The sequence below is a fragment of the Kitasatospora sp. NPDC001603 genome (assembly GCF_040298365.1).
In the GTDB taxonomy this organism is placed as follows: Bacteria; Actinomycetota; Actinomycetes; order Streptomycetales; family Streptomycetaceae; genus Kitasatospora.
In genome coordinates this window covers 153,658-172,791 of the sequence record NZ_JBEPAA010000001.1, presented here as the reverse complement: position 1 = coordinate 172,791, position 19,134 = coordinate 153,658, and the positions used below count along the sequence as shown (strand labels likewise).

General features: G+C 70.6%; 14 protein-coding genes. 2 read left to right on the top strand and 12 right to left on the bottom strand.

Annotated elements, in window-relative coordinates:
* Positions 1–9 precede the first annotated feature (9 nt).
* Positions 10–1,341, bottom strand: coding sequence for a glutamate-1-semialdehyde 2,1-aminomutase (gene hemL, locus ABT263_RS00770; protein ID WP_352286241.1), 1,332 nt, complete (start codon positions 1,339–1,341; stop codon positions 10–12).
* 290 nt (positions 1,342–1,631) lie between these two features.
* Between hemL and ABT263_RS00765 the strand changes: the two genes are divergently transcribed.
* Positions 1,632–2,261 carry a hypothetical protein gene (locus ABT263_RS00765; RefSeq protein ID WP_380383597.1) on the top strand — a complete coding sequence of 210 codons (630 nt, stop codon included), beginning with the start codon at positions 1,632–1,634 and terminating at the stop codon, positions 2,259–2,261.
* A gap of 796 nt (positions 2,262–3,057) precedes the next feature.
* On the opposite strand, the gene ABT263_RS00760 is transcribed toward ABT263_RS00765, so the two are convergent.
* The 4 genes from ABT263_RS00760 to ABT263_RS00745 all read right to left on the bottom strand — a co-directional run bounded on the left by ABT263_RS00760 (position 3,058) and on the right by ABT263_RS00745 (position 9,442).
* Complete coding sequence (locus ABT263_RS00760; protein ID WP_352286240.1) at positions 3,058–3,666, bottom strand: KpnI family restriction enzyme N-terminal domain-containing protein; 609 nt, start codon at positions 3,664–3,666, stop codon at positions 3,058–3,060.
* Positions 3,667–3,671: 5 nt separating this feature from the next.
* Positions 3,672–5,441: a DEAD/DEAH box helicase family protein gene (locus ABT263_RS00755; RefSeq protein WP_352286238.1), complete on the bottom strand. Its 1,770-nt coding sequence runs from the start codon at positions 5,439–5,441 to the stop codon at positions 3,672–3,674.
* Positions 5,438–7,963, bottom strand: a complete 2,526-nt coding sequence (locus ABT263_RS00750; RefSeq protein ID WP_352286236.1) for an ATP-binding protein — start codon at positions 7,961–7,963, stop codon at positions 5,438–5,440. The genes ABT263_RS00755 and ABT263_RS00750 overlap by 4 nt, the downstream gene beginning before the upstream one ends.
* Before the next feature lie 90 nt (positions 7,964–8,053).
* Entirely contained in the window at positions 8,054–9,442 is a 1,389-nt protein-coding gene (locus ABT263_RS00745; RefSeq protein ID WP_352286234.1) for a PIN-like domain-containing protein, read from the bottom strand.
* A 448-nt stretch (positions 9,443–9,890) separates the two neighbouring features.
* Here ABT263_RS00745 and ABT263_RS00740 point away from each other — a divergent pair, with 448 nt between their 5' ends.
* Positions 9,891–11,228 carry a DNA cytosine methyltransferase gene (locus ABT263_RS00740; protein WP_352286232.1) on the top strand — a complete coding sequence of 446 codons (1,338 nt, stop codon included), beginning with the start codon at positions 9,891–9,893 and terminating at the stop codon, positions 11,226–11,228.
* On the opposite strand, the gene ABT263_RS00735 is transcribed toward ABT263_RS00740, so the two are convergent.
* The 7 genes from ABT263_RS00735 to ABT263_RS00705 form a co-directional block, all read right to left on the bottom strand.
* Positions 11,221–11,673 (bottom strand): very short patch repair endonuclease, encoded by a 453-nt coding sequence (locus ABT263_RS00735; RefSeq protein WP_329492148.1) that lies wholly within the window; start codon positions 11,671–11,673, stop codon positions 11,221–11,223. The genes ABT263_RS00740 and ABT263_RS00735 overlap by 8 nt on opposite strands.
* A 308-nt stretch (positions 11,674–11,981) precedes the next feature.
* On the bottom strand, positions 11,982–12,926 hold the full coding sequence (locus tag ABT263_RS00730) for an EamA family transporter (RefSeq protein ID WP_352286230.1): 945 nt from the start codon (positions 12,924–12,926) through the stop codon (positions 11,982–11,984).
* A 190-nt stretch (positions 12,927–13,116) separates the two neighbouring features.
* Positions 13,117–14,337, bottom strand: coding sequence for an ATP-grasp domain-containing protein (locus ABT263_RS00725; RefSeq protein ID WP_352286228.1), 1,221 nt, complete (start codon positions 14,335–14,337; stop codon positions 13,117–13,119).
* Between the two features lie 66 nt (positions 14,338–14,403).
* Positions 14,404–15,744 (bottom strand): hypothetical protein, encoded by a 1,341-nt coding sequence (locus tag ABT263_RS00720; RefSeq protein ID WP_352286226.1) that lies wholly within the window; start codon positions 15,742–15,744, stop codon positions 14,404–14,406.
* A 143-nt stretch (positions 15,745–15,887) separates the two neighbouring features.
* Positions 15,888–16,628: a GNAT family N-acetyltransferase gene (locus ABT263_RS00715; RefSeq protein WP_352286224.1), complete on the bottom strand. Its 741-nt coding sequence runs from the start codon at positions 16,626–16,628 to the stop codon at positions 15,888–15,890.
* The gene (locus ABT263_RS00710) at positions 16,625–17,866 is read right to left on the bottom strand and encodes an ATP-grasp domain-containing protein (RefSeq protein WP_352286222.1); all 1,242 of its coding nucleotides are present in this window, start codon (positions 17,864–17,866) and stop codon (positions 16,625–16,627) included. The genes ABT263_RS00715 and ABT263_RS00710 overlap by 4 nt, the downstream gene beginning before the upstream one ends.
* The gene (locus ABT263_RS00705) at positions 17,859–19,115 is read right to left on the bottom strand and encodes an ATP-grasp domain-containing protein (RefSeq protein ID WP_352286220.1); all 1,257 of its coding nucleotides are present in this window, start codon (positions 19,113–19,115) and stop codon (positions 17,859–17,861) included. Before ABT263_RS00705 ends, ABT263_RS00710 begins: the two co-directional genes overlap by 8 nt.
* Positions 19,116–19,134 lie beyond the last annotated feature (19 nt).

The window sequence follows — 19,134 nt, the reverse complement described above, 5'->3', positions numbered from 1 at the left end:
CGGCCGCGGCTACGCGGGCTGGGCCTCGGCGGCCGCGCGGGCGGCGGCCGGCAGTGCGGCGGCGATCCGCTCGATCGCCCGCTCGTCGTGGGACGCCGAGACGAACCAGGACTCGAAGGCGGACGGCGGCAGGTAGACGCCCTCGGCGAGCATCGCGTGGAAGAAGGCGTTGAAGCGGAACGCCTCCTGGGTCCTCGCCTCGTCGTAGTTGGTCACCGCGGCCTCGGTGAAGAACACCGAGAACATGTTCCCGGCGGTCTGCAGCCGGTGCGCCACGCCCTCCTTGGCCAGCGCGCCGGAGACCATCGCCGACAGCTCGGCGGCCACCCGGTCCACCGTGGCGTACACCTCGTCGGTGCAGCCGCGCAGCTGGGCCAGGCCCGCCGCGGTGGCGATCGGGTTCCCGGAGAGGGTACCGGCCTGGTAGACCGGGCCGGCCGGGGCCAGGTGGCCCATGACGTCCGCGCGGCCGCCGAAGGCCGCCGCCGGGAAGCCGCCGCCCATCACCTTGCCGAAGGTGAGGAGGTCCGGCGCCCAGCCCTCGTGCGCCGCCTCCAGGCCGTACCAGCCCGCCTTGGAGACGCGGAAGCCCGTCATCACCTCGTCCGAGATGAACAGCGCGCCGTTCTCCCGGCAGAGCCGGGCCAGACCGCCGTTGAAGCCGGGCAGCGGCGGGACGACGCCCATGTTGCCGGGCGAGGCCTCGGTGATCACGCAGGCGATCTCGCCCGGGTGCGCCCGGAAGGCCTGCTCGACCGCGGCCAGGTCGTTGTACGGCAGCACGATGGTGTCGCCGGCCTGGGCGCCGGTGACGCCCGGGGTGTCCGGCAGGCCGAAGGTCGCGACGCCGGACCCGGCGGCGGCCAGCAGCGCGTCCACGTGACCGTGGTAGCAGCCGGCGAACTTCACGATCTTGGCCCGGCCGGTGAAGCCGCGGGCCAGCCGGATCGCGGACATGGTCGCCTCGGTGCCCGAGGAGACCAGCCGGACCTGCTCGACCGGGGCGATCCGGGCGACGATCTCCTCCGCCAGCTCGACCTCGCCCTGGCCGGGCGTGCCGAAGGAGGTGCCGTGCGCGACGGCCCGCTGCACGGCGTCGATCACCGCGGGGTGCGCGTGGCCGAGGATCATCGGGCCCCACGAGCACACCAGGTCGACGTACTCGCGGCCGTCCGCGTCGGTGAGGTAGGGGCCGCTGCCGGACACCATGAAGCGCGGCGTACCGCCGACCGCGCGGAAGGCGCGCACCGGGGAGTTCACGCCGCCGGGCGTGACGACCGAGGCGCGGTCGAAGAGCGACTGGGACTGGGGGGCTTCGTAGGGGTAGCTCACGGGAGACATGGTCTCAAATCGTGTCCTTCACCTCTGCATGTCGGACCTCATCATCTGGAACGATGATCCGGGTGACGAAGTCTGTACGGTTATCCGTACAACGGGGGTCCTGGCGACCCCGGCCGCACGGACCAGTCAGACTGTGTACTCCGGGTGTGCGCAAGCTCCGGTGTTTCAGGGGTGTGAAGAGGACTGCCGCGTGCCATGACTGGGTACGGCGGCGCATGACGGGTAAGGAGCACGACCGGTGGGACGCCGGACGTGCGGGGGTCTGTCGATTCCGGCGAATTCCGGTGAGGATGGTCCGAGTGTCCGAGGCGCAGGACGGCTACGACGAGGCCGCGGGTGGCCCCCGCCGCCCCGCCGAGGCCGCACGCGGGGGTACGGGAGCGGGTACGGGGCGTGGCGGTCGCGGTGGCGAGAGGCGGGGTGAGGGACGCGTGGGGGTGACGTACAAGTACTTCGGCGCACCCGACCGCGCCACCGCCGCCAGAGTCCCCACCGCGCTCGGCCCCGGAGGGCTCGGCCTGGACGCGGGCGAGCTCGGCTCGCTGGGGCGGCTCGGCGACCTGATGGAGACCAGCGGCTCGCCCAACGGGCACCTCTCCACCAAGATCAAGCCGGAGACCATGAGCGCCATGGTCCTCACCGGCATCCAGGGCGTGCCGCTGCACCAGGTGCCGCCGCTGGAGCTGGTCGTGCTGCACCCCGACTACGCGGTGGTGCAGCTCCCGCAGAACGTCGTCGAACCGCTGCGCAAGGCGGACGAGACCGAACTCGGCGCCGCCGCGTTCATCTGGTCCACCGTGCCCGACCGCCGCGGCCCCCGGGACGCCTTCGTGATCTACAGCATGCTGCACGAGTGGCAGGACTTCGCCAACCGGCTGCACGACGCGGGGCACCAGCTGTACTGCCTGGTCTGGCCGTAACCTCCCCCCGCCCGCACGCGCGTCCGCCCCGGGGCGGGTGCTCCGGGGCGGACGGGGGCACCGGGCTGCGGATGCCGCAGCCGTTGGAGAAGCCCTGCAGGACGACACCGACATGCCTGGTCGGCGACCGAACTCATCGCCCAGGGCGAACGCCTGGCTAGTCGAGCGCTGGTTACCAGCGCTACACGCCTGTCATGGCGGCCGTCGCGATGTGCCGATTGTCTGCTCCGCGGCGCCGTCCACGGGGATACCGAATAAACGAAGGCGCCGCCGAGCGCTCCGCACAGCCCGAGCACCACCTGACGCTGCCACTGGCGTTACGTGGCCCAGGAAGACGAGGCGGAGCGGGTGCGGGAGCGCTCGACTGCGCCTCGGCCTCGGCGGCCCGCTCTGGCACACCAACGCCGACCGAACAGCGGATCCAGCGTGAAAGGCGCTCTGGCCCTAACGATGGCTGACGGGGCTAGGACTGACGTCCGATCCCCGACAGCCATCGATGGCCGGCCCCCGCATCAGCCTTGGCTACCGGCCAGGCGAAGCACTGGCACGCTCACCTTCGTGCCCGGCTTCCGGGCTGACTGCCCCCGGCGGAGGTCGTCGCGGGGGCTGGGCTCCGCCGGGGGCAGAAAGGCGACCACCGCGCTGCAGACCCCGACTGCGGCAACCGCTCTGGAGGCTTGTGCAAGCTCGGGATTCGGATCCAAGGCAGCACCTGGCGAGCCCGGTCCGCCAGGCCGACGGCGGCAGGCCGGACCGCGCTGAGAACGCCATCAGCCTTCCACTGGCGGGTCGGGGGTCAGCCAGCCGCTTGCGGGAGCACCGCCAAGACCGCCTCCTTCTCACGGGCAGGCGCCTTCTTGTCCCGGAGGTTGTTGATGATGATCGTCGGGATCAGCGAGATGTCGAGATCGAGCGACCTGAGCGTGTAGACATCGCCTCCGCCCTCACGGCTGGTGACGATGTCGAGGCCCAACTCCCGCAGTTCACGGGTACGGCGCTCGGTGTGTACAGAGTCCCCCGTAACCACCCGCAGGAGGGCAGCGCTGACCGGCTGCCGAATCCGCTGCAGGAGCATGGCGAACAGCTCCTCATGGGTCCGGCTGCCGTAGGGGACGGTCAGGTAGCGCTGCGGGATCCGTTCGCCGTACTCCTCGGCCATACGCTCGGCAAGCTGCGTACGGAGGTCCGAGAAGGTGCTGCACGCCTCAGGCAGAGCGGTCCGTACAAGGGCCTGCATCGACTCAGCCAGCAGACGCTTTGCGTAGAGGTACGCGTCCAGCAGGTTCTGGGCGTCGGCATCCTCCTTCTCAAGCAGGCCGAGGACGCCCTGAACCGCAAGGAGCGTGTCCGGCTTGAGCCGGTGCCAGTCTGACGCGGGGTCGGGTCGGCGGTCTGTCACGTTCACCAGTCCTATCGTTTCGACGCAGCCGTGATCGAGCTGTCAGGCGGGTAGCGAAGGATGTGCACATCCTCGCCGGCGTCCTCGACCGCCCCGAGGTCGTCGAGCCATTCACGGAGGAACTGCTCGCCTTCCTGGTCCGTGCGGTTGGCCCGCATGAACCTGACCTGACTGCCGATGGTTACCCGGGGGTCGCGAGCGGCACCGATACGGGCGCTGAGCGACTCCTGCAGGCTCAGGCCAGCGGCAAAACGGCGGATGTCGGAGACGAAGTCGAGGACGACCACCCTCTCCTTGCCGGGAGCCAGACGGAGTCCACGGCCGAGCTGCTGGACGAAGATCCGTCGGCTGTGAGTCACCCGCTGGAAGACGACGATGTTGACGTCAGGGACGTCCACCCCTTCGTTGAGGACGTCGACCGCGCACAGGATGCCGGTACGGCCGTCGGCGAAGTCCCAGAGGACACGGTTCCGGGTGGCCGCGTCCACCGCCTTGCCCTGTGCCGTCCGGGACGCGATCACCTCGGCGCTGGTGAACCCGAGCGCGTTGATCCGACCTGCCATCCGCTCCGCGTGGTCGATTGTCCCGCAGAAGACGATGCCCCTGGGCTTCTTCTGCTCGGCCCACGCCTCGGCGAGGCGGTCGACGACTGCGTCGTCCCACTCGTCGATGAAGACAGTGCGGTTGATACCACGGGGGGTGAGCGCGGGTGCGGTCTTGCTGAGCCCGGCCGCGAGTGCGTCCCAGTCGATATTGTCGGTGAACATCCGGTAGTCGACGTTGGCTAGGTACCCCTCACGGAGTCCGCGCACCATGTCGATATCCACGACCGGGAAGTCGAACCAGTTCCGTAGGGACTTCCCGTCGGGCCGCCAGGGCGTCGCGGTCATCCCCAGGAGGAACGCCCCCCCGTCGGCGGCCGACAGCTCGCCGAGCACCGCGTCGTAGGCGGCGGTGCCGAGATGGTGGCACTCGTCGACCACGACGAGCCCGAAGTGGGGCAGGTCCCGTCCAGCCCTTACGGCAGTAGCGACACTGTCCACGCAGGCGAACACGACGTCCAGGTCGTTGAGAGCGTCCTTGTCCGGGCGCTCGTAGCCGTTCCACACCCCGGTAGCCGCCGAGGCCGGGAGGAGCGGCCAGAAGGCCCGTTCCAGCTGGTACACGAGCTCATTGCGGTGCGCGAGGACCAGCGTTCTCGCCCCGGGCCGCAGGGCACGGGCACGCCGGTGGAACTCGGCAGCCACGAAGGTCTTGCCGAGCCCGGTCGCGAGGACGATGAGCGCACTGCGGGCGCCGTTCACCAGCTCGTCCATCAGTCCGTCGACAGCCCGCTCCTGGTAAGGGCGGAGCTGGAGGCGCTGCGGATCCTGCAGCGCGGGCGGAGTCTCCGGAATACGGTCCGCCTGCCGCTGGAGTGTGCGCCGGTCCCACAGCTGCAGGGGGATGCCCTTCGCCGCGAGCTGCTCCTGCTGGGCTCTGACTGAGGCCTCGAACCCGTTCAAGCTGACCACCACAGGGATCTCCGCGTCGTAGCGCCGACAGGCGTCGACGGTCTGCGCGATGACCTCGGGCCCCACCGGGGACCGCCACCGCTTCATCTGGAACAGCCATCGCCGCCCCTTGAGGCTGCCGATCACATCGGCTCCGCCATCGCCGGAGGCGCCGGCCAGCTGGACCCCCGAGTAACCGCGTGCCGTGATCAGACGCTGAACGGTCCGCTCGAAGGACTGCCAACCGGTCCCGGCCAGATTGAGGTCGGTGACAATGCGCTGGGTCATGCGAGCTTTCCGACCAGGAAGTCGACGGCCGCACGTGCCCGGACGACGATCAGCCGCTCCGGCTGGTCGTACCGGAGGTACGAAGCGCAGTCCTCCAGGCAGCGCAGGTACTTCACCCGAAGGTCCTCCTGCAGCTTCCCGGCGATCACCGGCCCCGCCTCCTGCTCGCTGGGCCACGGATCCTCCCACACCAGGCCGCTGAACCAGCCTTCGGCATGGTGGGCGAAGAAGGCAGTGACCGTCTCCCGGTCGCAGTAACGGAGATAGCCCCCGGTAGCTCTGAGGCGCCCGAGCTCCGTGAGCTCCGCCCCGGACTTGATCATGGAATCGGCAAGCGCCAGCTGTTGGCCGGCGTCCAGCTCGTCATAGAAGCTGTCCGCGTACGGAGCCCGCAGGATCCTCTCCGTAATCTGGTCAAAGAGAGCCTTGATCGCGGTCCGGACGCTGTCAGCGCTGTCTGTGACCGCGTCTCCCCACCCCTTCCTGAGGACCTCCGCGGTGAGGACCGCCACCGTGTGTCCGGGACGGCTCTGCAGGTTGCGGTGGAGGGAGTGCAAGAACTGGGCGGCTTCGGTCGCGATCAGGTACTCGGGCCTCAGCCCCATCGCCGTGAACACCGTGTGGGTCGGATCGATGTAGACGGTGATCTGCCGGGTGTCTGCGCGTGTGACGAGCGGAACGGCGGCCTGCCCGAAGGCCGGGAGGATCGGCCGGTGCGCTGTACGGACCCGGACGTCGAGCGGGCTGCTCGCCTTCCCGTCCGCCAGTACCACAGCCACCTGGTCCGCGCTGAGCTCCTCGGCGTCGGAGGACACCGCGTCCAGAGCCTCGGGACTGGCTGGATGGGGGGCGTCCTTGACATGCCCGCATGCCTCGCACCGCTCGGCGCCCGCCTTGTTCTCCAGTGCACAGAAGGTGCACTTCCACGGCAGCTGCACCTTGGGCACCTGGGAGGTGCCGCAGTGCAGGCAGACCGTCGCCGAGCGCAGGATCTGCTTGCCGCATCCGGTGTCCAGGCATGGCTTGCCGTCGAGCACCTCCCCGCAGCCGCCGCACTCCTCGGCCGTCGACGTGTTCTGGAAACCGCACTCCGCACATTCCGGGAGCACCTGGATCGGCGGCTCCCCGGCCGCCTCGACGAGCTCCCACCACTTAGCGTCGTCGTAGTAGCCGGGTACCCGGTCGAGGAAGCGCTGGTAGTAGTCGGCTTCGACACTGCGGGGGATCCGGTCAGCCTTGCCCTTGGCGGGGTTGTACTGACCCATGTACATGTCCCCGCGACCGAAGTTGCGGACCTTGCGGTATCCCTGGAAGAGCAGCGACACAGGTGATTCGTTCACCACGCCGTCACTCCAGTTGTTCGGCAGCAGCGAGCCGCCTCGCAGGAACCCGATGGCTTCCTGCCACTCGTCCGAGGCCTGCTGGAAGTGCTGCTTCTGGAAGTCCACCGGCACCTGGTCGAGGTGGACCTCACCGACGATCCGGCCGTACTGCTGGTCCACGGGGTACTCGCGCTCAGCACGCCCGGTGGTCTCATCGGAGAACTCGAAGAACGCCGTCTTCTCCGCCTGGCGGATGGCCCGCCCATTGCGGATCAGGTCGATTCCGAAGTCGTTCTGGTCGTCGAAGCGCTGGATGCCGACCCACCCGTGTACCCGGTGGTTTATCTCCCGGCTCTCCACACCTCCGCACCGCGGGCAGGCACCCTGGTCTCCGAAGTCCGTGCCGTCGTGCAGGCAGCGCCGAGCGCTGCTGATCACCTGGTCGAAACTGATACGAGCGGGGATCTTGCCGTGGGCTCGCCGTTCGACGAAGCGTTCCGGCGACCACACGCAGTGTTCGTACGGCTGGCAGCGCTCGTTGTTGACGGTGATCACCACCGGGTCTGCCGCCCCCGGTCGCAGCAGGCTGGCGTACCGCCTCCCGAGCCGACTTCGCAAGGTCTTCTTCGACATCTTCGCGAGCTCTCGGATGAAGCCGCTGTTGGCGTCGCCGTCCGGCCACCAGCTCCGGATCTCGACCACTGTCCCGTGGCGCAGGCCCGCCGGCTTCTCGATCTGCTCGGCCCTAGCCGAGAAGGTCTGGGACTGCATGAGCTCCGGCAGGTCGAGGGTGACCTGGACCGCGTGGTTGTCCTCCGCGCGTGCGGAGATGACCCGCGTGATGCGCCCGAGCTTCCCGGTCGCGATGTTGAAGCCCATGCCGAACAGGCCGAGGGTGTCGTAGTGGTTCTTTGAGGTGTAGCCGGCCCGCATCGAGTTGGCGATCTGGCTCTCGGTGAGACCCGGTCCGGTGTCGCGTACGCGGATCATCCCTTCGGCCCGGGCGACCTCGGCAGGCCCTGGGACTTCGATGATCACCTGGCGTACCGCCGACGGAGCCCCCGAGGTGGCTGCGGTCCGGAAGGAGTCGACGGCGTTGTCGATGAGCTCGCTCAGCGCGTCGATCGGCAGGATCGGGGTGCGGGTGAGCGCCACAAGCACCTGCGGGTTGGGAGTGATATCGATCGGCCTGTGCGCCATCTTCTGCGGGCTCCGTGTTCGAGGTCGGTCACTGGGCTCACACCGTCAGTGGAGCGGCCTATTGCGATCTATCGAGGTAGGCACTGGCGGTCAGGCCCTCGACTGCACCTGTCGCGCAGCCAGGCGCTGCAGCGGCAACCGGTCGGTCTCGCCGAGCTCGCGCACCAGCTGCACGAACCACGGGGCCACCCAGGTGTCGCTCCGGTACGGCCACTCGCCCTGTGCCAGCACCGTTCCCGGGTGCCACTCCGGTGCCGGCCGGACCTTCGACCGGACCGCCGCACAGAGATCGACCAGCGGCTCTTCGTCGGCGGGAGCCCGGAAGCCGAGTTCGGCCGTCGCCCCGATCAGCCACCACTGGAAGTGGCGGCGGCGCTCCGACTCCGCGAACTGCCGAGCCGCCCTCGTGGTGAGCCCTGCTGCCCGGTACGCCTCAACGGCTAGCCCGTCCGGCGGCACTGCGGCGTGGGCATTGTCGTCCCTTACCGCAGGAAGGCCCTCGGTGCTGCGCTGCGCCACCGCCTCCGCAGCCCGGTCGATCTCGTCGTAGGTGGCAGTGGTGAGCTCGATACTCGGCGCGAGGAACTCCTCGACGCCTTGGAAGAACTGCCCCGGCTGCTCGATACGGAGCTCTGCCCCCGTCCTCTGCCGAAGTTCCTCGAAGAGCTGCGGCCACGGGCGCTTAGCGTCCTTGCCGTCGAGCTCCTCGTACCAGTCCTTCTTCGTATCAGCGGATACGAACAGGACCCGCTTCACCTCGGGATCGGCTGCCATGTCCAGGATTTCAGCCCAGACGAGGTAGTCGCCCACCTGGTCCAGCGGCTTCCCCTTCCCGGCGTCAGCGAATCCTGGCGGGATCTCATTCGGGAACCGAAAGGAGACGGCCTCCTCCAGCCGTTGCTGCACCACCGCATAATCCGTCGGCGGCGCGATACGGTCCCCGAACAGCGCTGCGACCTCCGGCAGGACCGGATCGTCCGACTCGACAGCGGAAGGCAGGAGGTCGTGGTCGGACTTCAGCCGCTTGGCATGCCCCTTCAGGAGGTCCTGCCACTCGGCCAGCAGGGATTTGAACGTCGCCTGGTTGACCGTTGCATCCAGAATGCTCTGCGCAGCATCGTCGTTGGCATACTTCTTCAGCAAGTGCTTCACGTGGCCACTGGCAGCCTCGACAGCCTTGTAGGCCTGCTGCAGGTGTCGGTCGATGACGACCGCGGCACCGCCGAGCTCCTTGCTGCGCGCGATGATCACGCGGCGCCGACCGCGCACGAACTCCTGCCCCACCTGGTAGGGCAGCCAGAGGTGGTCGGAGATCTGCTTGAGAGCCGCCAGGACCTGGTTCCGCACAGCAGGGTTGTACTCGTAGAGACTGAGGAGCACGTTGGTGTCGAGCACGACGACAGCGTCCTCGAAGAACGCCTTCCGGTCAGCCTCGCGCGCACCGCCGTCGGGGAGGATCCAGGATCTGAACTGCTCCACCAGTGGTAGATCTGCCTGGCCCACGCTTCTTCCGTCCCTCCCGGCTGCGGGCTCCCTATCCTGTCGAGGCAAGTGAAACCCGTCAAGGCGCAATTACGGAGCGGAGTCGCCGCGACGGGCTCCCCGCCCTCGTGACTACGACACAGGCATCCTTCGTACACTCCTTCGATCTTGCCCGGAAGCGCAGGGCTGGGACAGCAGGACGCCCCGGCCACGACTGAGACGACCTTGTCCACGCGGGTCCGGCGTTTGGGCGGTGTCAGTGCTGTCGCCTACGCTTCTGGTTCTACTGGCAGCGCCTGCTCGTAGAGCTGCTGCGGCTACCGGATGAGCCGGCCCGGGCAAGTGCTGGCACGGCTGTCACCGGCAGTAGCGAGCAGACGGCTGCGGATGGCAGAGGAACACGTCGGCGTCCGCCCTGAGTGCGGCGCCACCGAGAGGAGGTCTCATGGCATCTGAGCGCCTTGAGGTGGTCGAGATCTGTGCGGGCGCGGGCGGTCAGTCCCTCGGCCTGCACAACGCCGGATTCAGGCACAAGCTCGCCCTTGAGCTCGACGAGAACGCCGCGAAGACCCTCCGCCACAACCTCTCCCGGCTCCTGAAGGAGGAGGGCTCCAGTCCCGAGGACGCTGATCGCGAGGCCGAGTCCGTCGTCCGGGTCGGGGACGTGGCCGACGAGTCACTCTGGGATCACGCTGCGCACAAGGATGTCGACCTCCTCGCAGGAGGCGTCCCCTGCCCCCCCTTCAGCATCGCCGGCAACCAGCTCGGTGCTACCGACGAGCGCGACCTGTTCGCCTGGGCCGTGCACCTGTGCAGGGACATCCAGCCGAAGGCCCTACTCCTGGAGAACGTCAAGGGTCTGAGCGGCAACCGCTTCTCCGCCTACCGGCAGCACATCCTCGAGCTGCTCCACGATGCCGGATACGTCGGTGAATGGCGCCTGCTGGAGGCACACCAGTTCGGGGTCTCCCAGCTGCGGCCGCGGTTCGTCCTGGTCGCCCTGCGGAAGGAGTTCGCCGAGTACTTCCAGTGGCCCGAACCGTCCACGGTGCCGCCCCCCACCGTGGGGGAGCTTCTCAAGGACCTCATGGAAGCAAATGACTGGGCTGCTGAACACGTGGAGGCCTGGGCCAAGAAGGCCTCGGCAATCGCCCCCACCATCGTCGGAGGCTCCAAGAAGCACGGCGGCGCGGACCTAGGCCCGACCAGGGCCAAGGCCGCCTGGCTGAAACTGGGGGTCGACGGGATGGGCGTCGCGGATACCGCCCCGGGCCCTGAGAAGGACGGCGACCACATTCCGAGGCTGACCACGGCCATGGTCGCCCGGATCCAGGGCTGGTGCGGCGACAACGCCCACTGGGAGTTCCCAGGTCGTAAGACCACGGTCTACCGCCAGATCGGCAACGCCTTCCCGCCGCCGGTCGCGGAGGCTCTCGGCAGGGCGATCGCGAGCGCTCTGCGGAAGGAGAAGAAGCGCCCCGACTCAGTCGAGTCGGGGCGCCCGGACCTCGACCCCGTCTACGTTCTGCTGCGCCACCACCCGGACAAGGCCCTCACCGCCCAGAGGATCGCCGACCTCATCGCCAGATCCGGCGGGAAGAAGCTGCCCGTGCCAGAGATCGAGCGGCGCATCGCCCACATCGAGCGGGACTTCCACGTGGAGAAGGCAGCCCGCAGTTCTGGCGAGCTGGCTTACCAGCTCGGCGAGTTCAAGGCCTTCATCGGCCAGCAGGACCACGCCCGCCACGACTACTTCGCCCAGCACCGGGGGAAGGTCAGCTGACGGTGCCGCCTGCGCGCCGCTGGCGAACGCTGTCCACCACCGTCGGCGCGCAGGCCTCCGCCGACTCGTGTTCCCAGAAGCGCAGGACTAGCCAGCCCTGGGCCGCGAGGCGGGCATCGGTGTCCCGGTCGCGTTGAACGTTGCGGCCGATCTTGTCCCGCCAGTAGTCCGGATTCGTCTTGGGCGGAACGAAGTGCTCCGGGCACCCGTGCCAGAAGCAGCCGTCGACGAACACCGCGACCCGTGTAGACCGGAATACCAGGTCCGCGCTGCGACGCATCCCCTGCAGAGGCTTCGCCGCCACGCGGTACCGCAGTCCTGCCGCATGGACGAGCCGCCTGAGCGCTAGCTCCGGCTGGGTGTCCCGGCTGCGGTTGCCCAGCATGCTCCGGCGGTTGGCCGCCGACGACGCCCAGGACCCGGTCGGCGGGATCCAGTCCGGCACCGACTGGTCCGGTGTGCCACTGGCCACGGTACCGGCTCCTGTTACTCGGGAGGACCGCCCTCCGACGCCTGGCACGACGCCTTCCGCAGTCCTCAGTGCTGCTCCACCCATTAGTCGGTGCCAGCCTAGTGCCGCTGCTCAGGAGTCCGCCAAGACGCTTCGCCCAGGCGGCCTTGAGCAGGGTTCCTTCACCCGCTTAGGGAGGTGGCAGAGGCCACCGCCGCCCTTGCGGACCGCCTCGAAGGACCGCACGCGCGTCCGCCCCGGGGCGGGTGCTCCGGGGCGGACGGGGGCGGGTTGCCGGCCGGTCAGCCGGCGGCGGCCTTCTCCGGCGCGGGGACGGCCGCGTCGGATCCGGGGCCGGCGGGCGCCTCCGGAGTGCGCTCGCCGCGGCGCACGGCGCCGAGGCTGGCCGCGACCACGCAGACGACGCCGGCGAGCTGGAGCAGGCTCATGGTCTGGTGCAGCAGCACGAAGCCGATCAGCGTGGCGAAGCCCGGCTCGAAGCTCAGCAGCGTCCCGAACGCGGCCGTGGTGAGCTTGCGCAGCGCCAGCATCTCCAGGACGTACGGCAGGACCGGCAGCAGCACCGCCGCCCCGGCCGCCCCGGCCACGATGCCGGGGGTGAGCACCGGCACGGCCTGCACCAGCCCGAAGGGCGCGGCGCACAGGGCCGCAACCGACAGCGAGATGGCCACCCCGTCGACGCCGGAGAACCGGTCGCCGACGCGCTGGGTGAAGATCACGTAGCCGCCGAGCGCCGCCCCGGACAGCGCCCCGAAGGCGAGCCCCACGAGGTCGACCGAGCCGTTCCACGGCTGGGTCAGCGCCAGCACGCCGCAGACCGCGAGCAGCGGCCAGATCACGTCGATCCGCCGGCGCAGGCCGGCCACGGCGACTGCGAGCGGCCCGAGGAACTCCAGCGCGCTGGAGACCCCGAGCGGGATCCGGGAGATGGCCACGAAGTAGGAGATCGTCATCAGCGCGCTGACCGCGCCGAGCGCGGCGGCGAGCAGGAGGTCCTGCCGGCTGCGCCCGCGCAGCCGGGGCCTGGCCCAGATCAGCATGATCGCGGCCGCGAAGGCGAGCCGCAGCGAGGCGGTGCCGAGCGGTCCCGCCGTCGGGAACATCCAGGTCGACACCGCGGCACCGGACTGGACGCAGATCATCGCGCCGACGGCGAGGGCGGCGGCGCCGTAGGTGCCCGGAAGTGCCTTCCGAGCACGGCCCGTCGTGGTGGTCGCTGGGGGCATGAGGTGGTGGTCCTTCCGCGGGTACTCGGCGCAGGTCTCGGGTCTCGGGTCTCGGATCCGGCCGTGGGGGGTGGCCCACGGCCGTCCGCCACGGTCACCGTACGCACGTCGCGGGCCTCCTGACAGGCCGTCGCGAGATGTACGGGCCGCGGCGGCCGGAGATCCGGGACACCGGGCTCCCGAGCCGGCGTCACACCGCGGCGGCTTCCACGGTCTCCGCCGAGACGGTGTAGCCCTTGAAGGTCTCGGTGATCGACTCCAGGACGTCCTCGGCGGTGGCGCCGCGGAACCGGAAGCGGCCGCCGACGTGCTCGTAGCCGTGCGCGACCGGCAGGACGTCGCCCACCTTGGCCAGCGACTCGGCGTACGGGCCCGGCGTCCGCCCGACCATCGAGGTGATGTGGGTGAAGCGGCACGGCCGGGGCGCGGGCGCCGGCACCACCAGGAAGCCGGCGACGTCCTGGGTGTCCCAGTCGGGGCCCTCCTCCAGCGGCACCCCGAGCTGGAGGTGGAACGCCGCCTTCATCAGGTCGTACCCGTGCACCTCGCGCCAGAGGAACGGCGTCTCCGCGCCGCCGACCCGGGCACCGGTCTCCAGGAAGGAGCAGGTGGCCCCGGTCCCGGTCTCCTCCAGGAACAGCTCCAGGTGGAACGGGGTGGCCCGGTCGGTGAGGGCGCGCATGTAGCGCTCGGTGGCCTCGCCGATGATCCGGTGCAGCTCCGGATCGGCCTCCTCGATCGAGCCGTAGAAGGTGCCCTGGGCGAAGTCCAGGCAGGTGTTGACGTAGCGCGAGCCGCGCCAGACCAGCAGCCGCTCGCCGTCGAACACGCCGTCGACGTGGCAGATCGGGTGCGGGTTGCGCACCTGCGCCATGAGCTTCCAGCGGCGGAACTCGATCCGGTCGAGGTCCTCCGGGCCGGAGACCACCACGACGCCGGCGCTGCCGCTGCCGTCGCGCGGCTTCACCACGAGGTCCCAGCCGTGCTCGGCGGCGAAGGCGGTGATGTCCTCGGCCGCGGAGACCGCGGCGAAGGCCGGGATCGGCAGGCCGGCGGCGGCGATCCGCTCGCCCATGACCACCTTGTCGCGGAACGCGAGGACCTCGTCGAGCCGCATCCCCGGGAGCCCGAGTTCGGCCCGGACGACGGAGGCGTTCTCCAGGTCCTCCTCCTTCAGCGTGATGAGGCGGTCCGGCGTGCCGTGGCGCTCGGCGAGGCCGAGGACGGCGGCCCGCAGCTGCGCGAGGTCCTGGATGTCGTCCAGGGTCACGACCTCGGCCGCGCCCTCGGGGACGGCCCCGCGCCCGAGCGGGCTGGTGATGTACGTGACGGCACACCGCGTGTGGTCGAGGTAGGCCGCGTAGTCGGCGTAGGTGTCCTTCCAACGGTTCATCACGATGACGTGTGACATTCCGTGGTCTTCCGACGTTCTCACTTCACCCATCCTGATTCTGTACGGCGGTTCGGCGCGGACGGCTCAGTACGTCAGCACCGAGCCGGTGTGGACCTGGTCGATGGAGCGGTGCCCGATGACCTCGGTGGAACCGGCCGGGACGACCCGGGCCTGGGCACCGGCGTAGCCGTCCGGCTGGTAGAAGACGCCCCAGAGGGTCTGCCAGGGCCGCTCCTCGCCGGTGGCCGGGTCGACCATGGACTCGGTGCGCGGGACGACCCGCTCCTGCACCACGCAGCCCGCGGCCGCGCCCTCGGTGAGGGCCGTGCGCCAGGCGTCCTCGGCCGTCTCCCAGCCGGCGACGACGCCGTGCCCGCCGAAGAGGTTGTTGGGCTTGAGGATCAGGGTGTCGCGGCGGGCCATCAGGTCGTCCAGCCGGCCGGGGACCAGCAGGTCCTCGGCGCGCTGGAGGGACCTCGTCCACGGCAGCGCGCGGTCGATGACCTGCCGCTCGGCGGCCGTGAAGCCGCTCGCGTAGTGCGGGTCGGAGAGCAGCGCCATGCAGCCCTTCTCGCCGAAGAGGTTGCTCTGCAGGGTGTGCCAGAGCAGCACCGTGCCCGCCTCGTGGGCCCGGAAGACCGGCTCCGCCAGCTCGACGAACGCCGGGTCCTCCAGCAGCTGGTCGGTGTCGAAGGCGCGCCACACCACGTCGATGACGTGGCCGTCCAGCACCAGCCGGCCGTCCTTCACCTTGAGGTCGTCGAGCTCGCCGAGGTGGAGGTCCAGGCCGAGGCCGCGCATCACGCGGTGCACGTTGTACCAGGTGGCCGCGCCGAAGGTGTCCAGGCCGCCCGGGCCCTCGATGATCGCGACGACCGGCTCGCGGTCGCCCGCGACGGCCTTGGCGGCCTCCTTGATGGTGCGCACCGTCTCGCGGCCGGTGTGCACGTAACCGAGGCCGTGCTCCTTCGCGAAGGCCGCGAAGGCGTCGATCTCCAGCAGGCCGCGCGGCACCTCGCCGGCCCAGTCCCAGCCGCCGAGGTCGCTGCCGATGCCGAACTCCAGCAGCTTGAACGCGTCGCCGTCGTGGTAGACGTCGGCGCGGCCGAAGACCACCGGGGTCTGGTGCGCGTGGCGGCGCATCAGCTCGGCGCGGGCGCCGTGCACGCCGACGGCGTCGAGGAAGCGGTCCAGGTCGCCGTCGAAGAGCCGGTCGGGCAGCGTGGTGAGCATGCCCAGCAGGGCCATCAGGTCGTCGGCGAACGCGCGGATCTCGCGCTCCTCGACGAAGTTGGGCCGCGGCGGGTAGGGGCGCTTCCAGGTCGGGATCGCCGGGTTCGCCGCCAGCGTCCGCATGACGTCGACCAGGCCGTTGCCCGGGATCTTGCAGGCGGCGTTGTACGCCTCGGTCACGCGGTTGGTCATCGTCTGTTCTCCGTCATCACGTTCTCCGTACTCGCTTCCGTACTCGCGTCCCGCACGGCCGCCCACGGGCGCCGGCACCCCCGGTGCCGGCGCCCCTGTCCGCGGCCACCCCCGTACCGGCCCCCGTGCCGGCCACGGTCCGCTCAGAGGTCGAGCACCAGGTCGGTGACCGGCCGGGTGATGCAGAGCAGCACCTCGTCGTCCTCGGGGTCGACGCCCGGGTCGGTGTTGTAGCTGACGGTGCCGCGCTTGATCCGGACGGCGCACGTCCCGCAGACCCCGGCCCAGCAGAGCGACTCGGGCTTCAGCCCGCCGCGCTGCGCGAACATCAGCAGCGCGGTGGAGGACGGCTCCCAGCGCAGCGTCCGGCCCGAGCGCTGGAACTCGATCTGGAGGTCGGCGATCCGGCCCAGGGTCTCCAGCGCGTCGTAGCCGCCGGCGGTGTCCCGGCGCAGCACCGTCGGCGACAGCTCGGTGAAGCCGAGCCCGGTGAACCACTCCCGGGCCTCCCCCGGCTCCACCCGGACCTCCGCCACCGGCTCGCCGCTGAGCATCAGCAGCACGGCGGCGACCAGGAGCCGGCCGAGGCCGATGCCCCGCCGGTCCGGCGCCACCGCCAGGTCGTACAGCTCGGCGCCCTCGTCGGTGCGGTGGACGCCGACGCAGGCGATCACCGTGCCGAGCTGCTCGATCAGGCAGAACTCCTCGATCCGCTCGGCGTGGAACGCCTCCGGCCGGACCGGCAGGGCGGCGCCCGCCGCCCCGGTCAGCTCGCGGACCGCCGCCAGGTGCGCGGCGCCGGCCCGGCGGATCTTCACCTCGTCGATGTCCGGCCCGCCCCGGGCGATCAGGATCCCGACCGGACTGGTGAGAGCAGAGGTCATCGGGCGTCCGGCCCCTCGTGCTCGACCACCAGCCGGTAGCGGTCCATCACGGCGAGCGCCGCGCGCCGCACGGCGGCGTGGTCGGTGCCGCGCAGCCGGAACCGGCCGCCGATGTGCTCGTACCCGCCGCTGCCGTCGAAGACGGTGCCGATGTCGGGGACGACCTCCGCGTACACCTCGTCGACGGTGTCCAGCAGGGAGCTGCGGGACACCACCGTGCTGGGGTACGGCCGCGGTTCGGGGATGCTGACCCAGCCGCCGGCCACCCCGTCGGGCAGCGCCTCGGCGGGCACCGCGGGCGGCAGGCCGATGGTGGCCCGGAACGCCTCGGCGAACAGGTCGATGCCGAACAGGTCGCGGTGCACGAAGGGCACCTCCGCGCCGCCCGGGCGCAGACCGACCTCCAGGAAGACCAGCTCGCCGCCGGGCGTGTCGAAGAGCTCCAGGTGGAAGGGGCCGTCGACGAGGTCCAGCGCGTCCAGGCAGCCGCCGGTGAACTCGGTGACCCGGTCCAGCCGGGCGCCGGGGTCGAGCAGGACCGACCCGAGCGGCGTGCCGGTCAGGAAGTCCAGGCAGGTGTTGATGTACTCCGACGCGCTGACGAAGTGGAACTTGCCGTCCCGGCGGATCCCGTCCACGTGCAGGATCGCGCCCTCGACGTACTCCTCGCACTCGAAGCCTTCGAGCTCCGCACCCTGCTCGACCAGCAGCGCGGCCAGCTCGGCCTCGTCGCGGACCAGCACCACACCGCGCGCCGACCAGCCGGCCCGGGGCTTGAGGATCAGCGGCAGCCCGACCTCGGCGGCGATCCCGGCGGCGGTGCTGCCCGCGTCCAGCCGGCAGAACCGCGGCACCCGCAGGCCCGCGCCGCCGACGAGGTCCTTCATCCGGGCCTTGTCGCGGAAGGCCGTCACGAACTCCGGCCGCCAGCCCGGGACTCCGAGCTCCTCCCGCAGCTGCGCGGTGGAGAGCACGTCGTACTCCGAGGGGCCCACGATCGCGTCGAAGCCGCCGTGCAGCTCGGCGAGGCGGCGGGCGATCGGCAGCAGCGTCCCGATCTCCAGGTCGTCGACCACGACGAGGTCGAGGGCGCTCTCCTCGTCCAGGACCGGCAGGCCGCACGGCAGCGTGATGTACGCCAGCCGGCAGCTGCCCGGCTCGACGAACCGGTGGTACTCGCCGAACTCGTCGTCGAACCGGTTGACGACCAGGTACTGGGGGATCTCTCGACTAGACAAAGCGCACCTCGTCCCGGACGGCGTGCCAGCGCGTCGCGGCGTCCTCGTACGACTCGGCCTTGTAGACCACATGGCCGAGGAAGCAGCGGAAGTCCTCGGCCGGCGGGATCGGCTCCCCCGGCCGGACGTAGAGCTTCACCTCCAGGGTGTCCGGGTGGTCGCGCAACTCGTCCAGCCCCTCGATGTGCTGGTACCGCGTCAGCCCGTAGGCGGTGAAGCAGGCGATGCCCACGTACTTGGCGGTCGGCGCCGACTCGGCGCCCACCTCCTCGGCGGTCAGACCGGTGTAGCCGGCGAGCATGATCCGCACCTGGGAGATCCCGGTGACGGCCTCCACCAGGTTCGGGATGCGGTGGCCGGCCAGCCGGGCGCCGAGCTCGATCAGGACCGGCTCCCCCGCCGGCAGCCGCAGCTCGCAGTGGAACGGTCCCCGGGTGACGCCGAGCGCCTCGCAGACGCCGGCGACGTACGCGTCGATGGCCGCCCGGGCCTCCGGGGCCGCCGGGTGCGGCATGATCTGGCCGAGCTCCACGAAGTAGGGCTCCGGGCCGAGCATCTTGGTGGTGACCGCCAGGACGACGGCGCGGCCGTTCTCGACGTACCCCTCGACGCTGACCTCGGGTCCGTCCAGGTACTCCTCCAGCAGCACCGGGCCGTCCAGCACCCGGCCGAGGTCGGTGCGGTGGTCGGCGCGCAGGCTGCGGAAGGCGGCGAGGAGCTGCTCGGGCGAGTCGACGCGGCTGACGTGGATGCTGCCCGCGGACTCGGTGGGCTTGAGGACCGCCGGGTAGCCGACGTGGGCCGCGGCGGCGAGGAGCTCCCGCTCGTCGGTGGCCTCGGCGTGCCGCGGCACCCGCAGCCCGGCCGCCTCGACCAGGCGGCGCATGGTGGCCTTGTTGCGCAGCCCGCGCGCGGTGTCGGCCCGCAGACCGGGCAGGCCCAGGGCCGGCGCCAGCCGCGCCACGGTGTCCACGTAGAACTCGAAGCCCGGCACGATGCCCGCCAGCGGGCGCTCGGCGTGGAGCGCGGCGGCGACCTCGGCCAGCGCCTGCTCGTCGTTGGTGTCCACCACGACCAGGCGGTCGACGTGGGTGCGGGCCGCGTCCGGGAGGCGCCGGTCGTCGACGTCCGCCGACGCCACGACGGTCTCGAAACCGAGCGCGTGCGCCTCCGCGAGCAGGGCGACCCCTGACGAACTCGGCTCGACGATCAGGACGCGCCCGCGCGAGGCGGGCAGTTGTTCAGACATCAGTGTTCAACCCTCACGG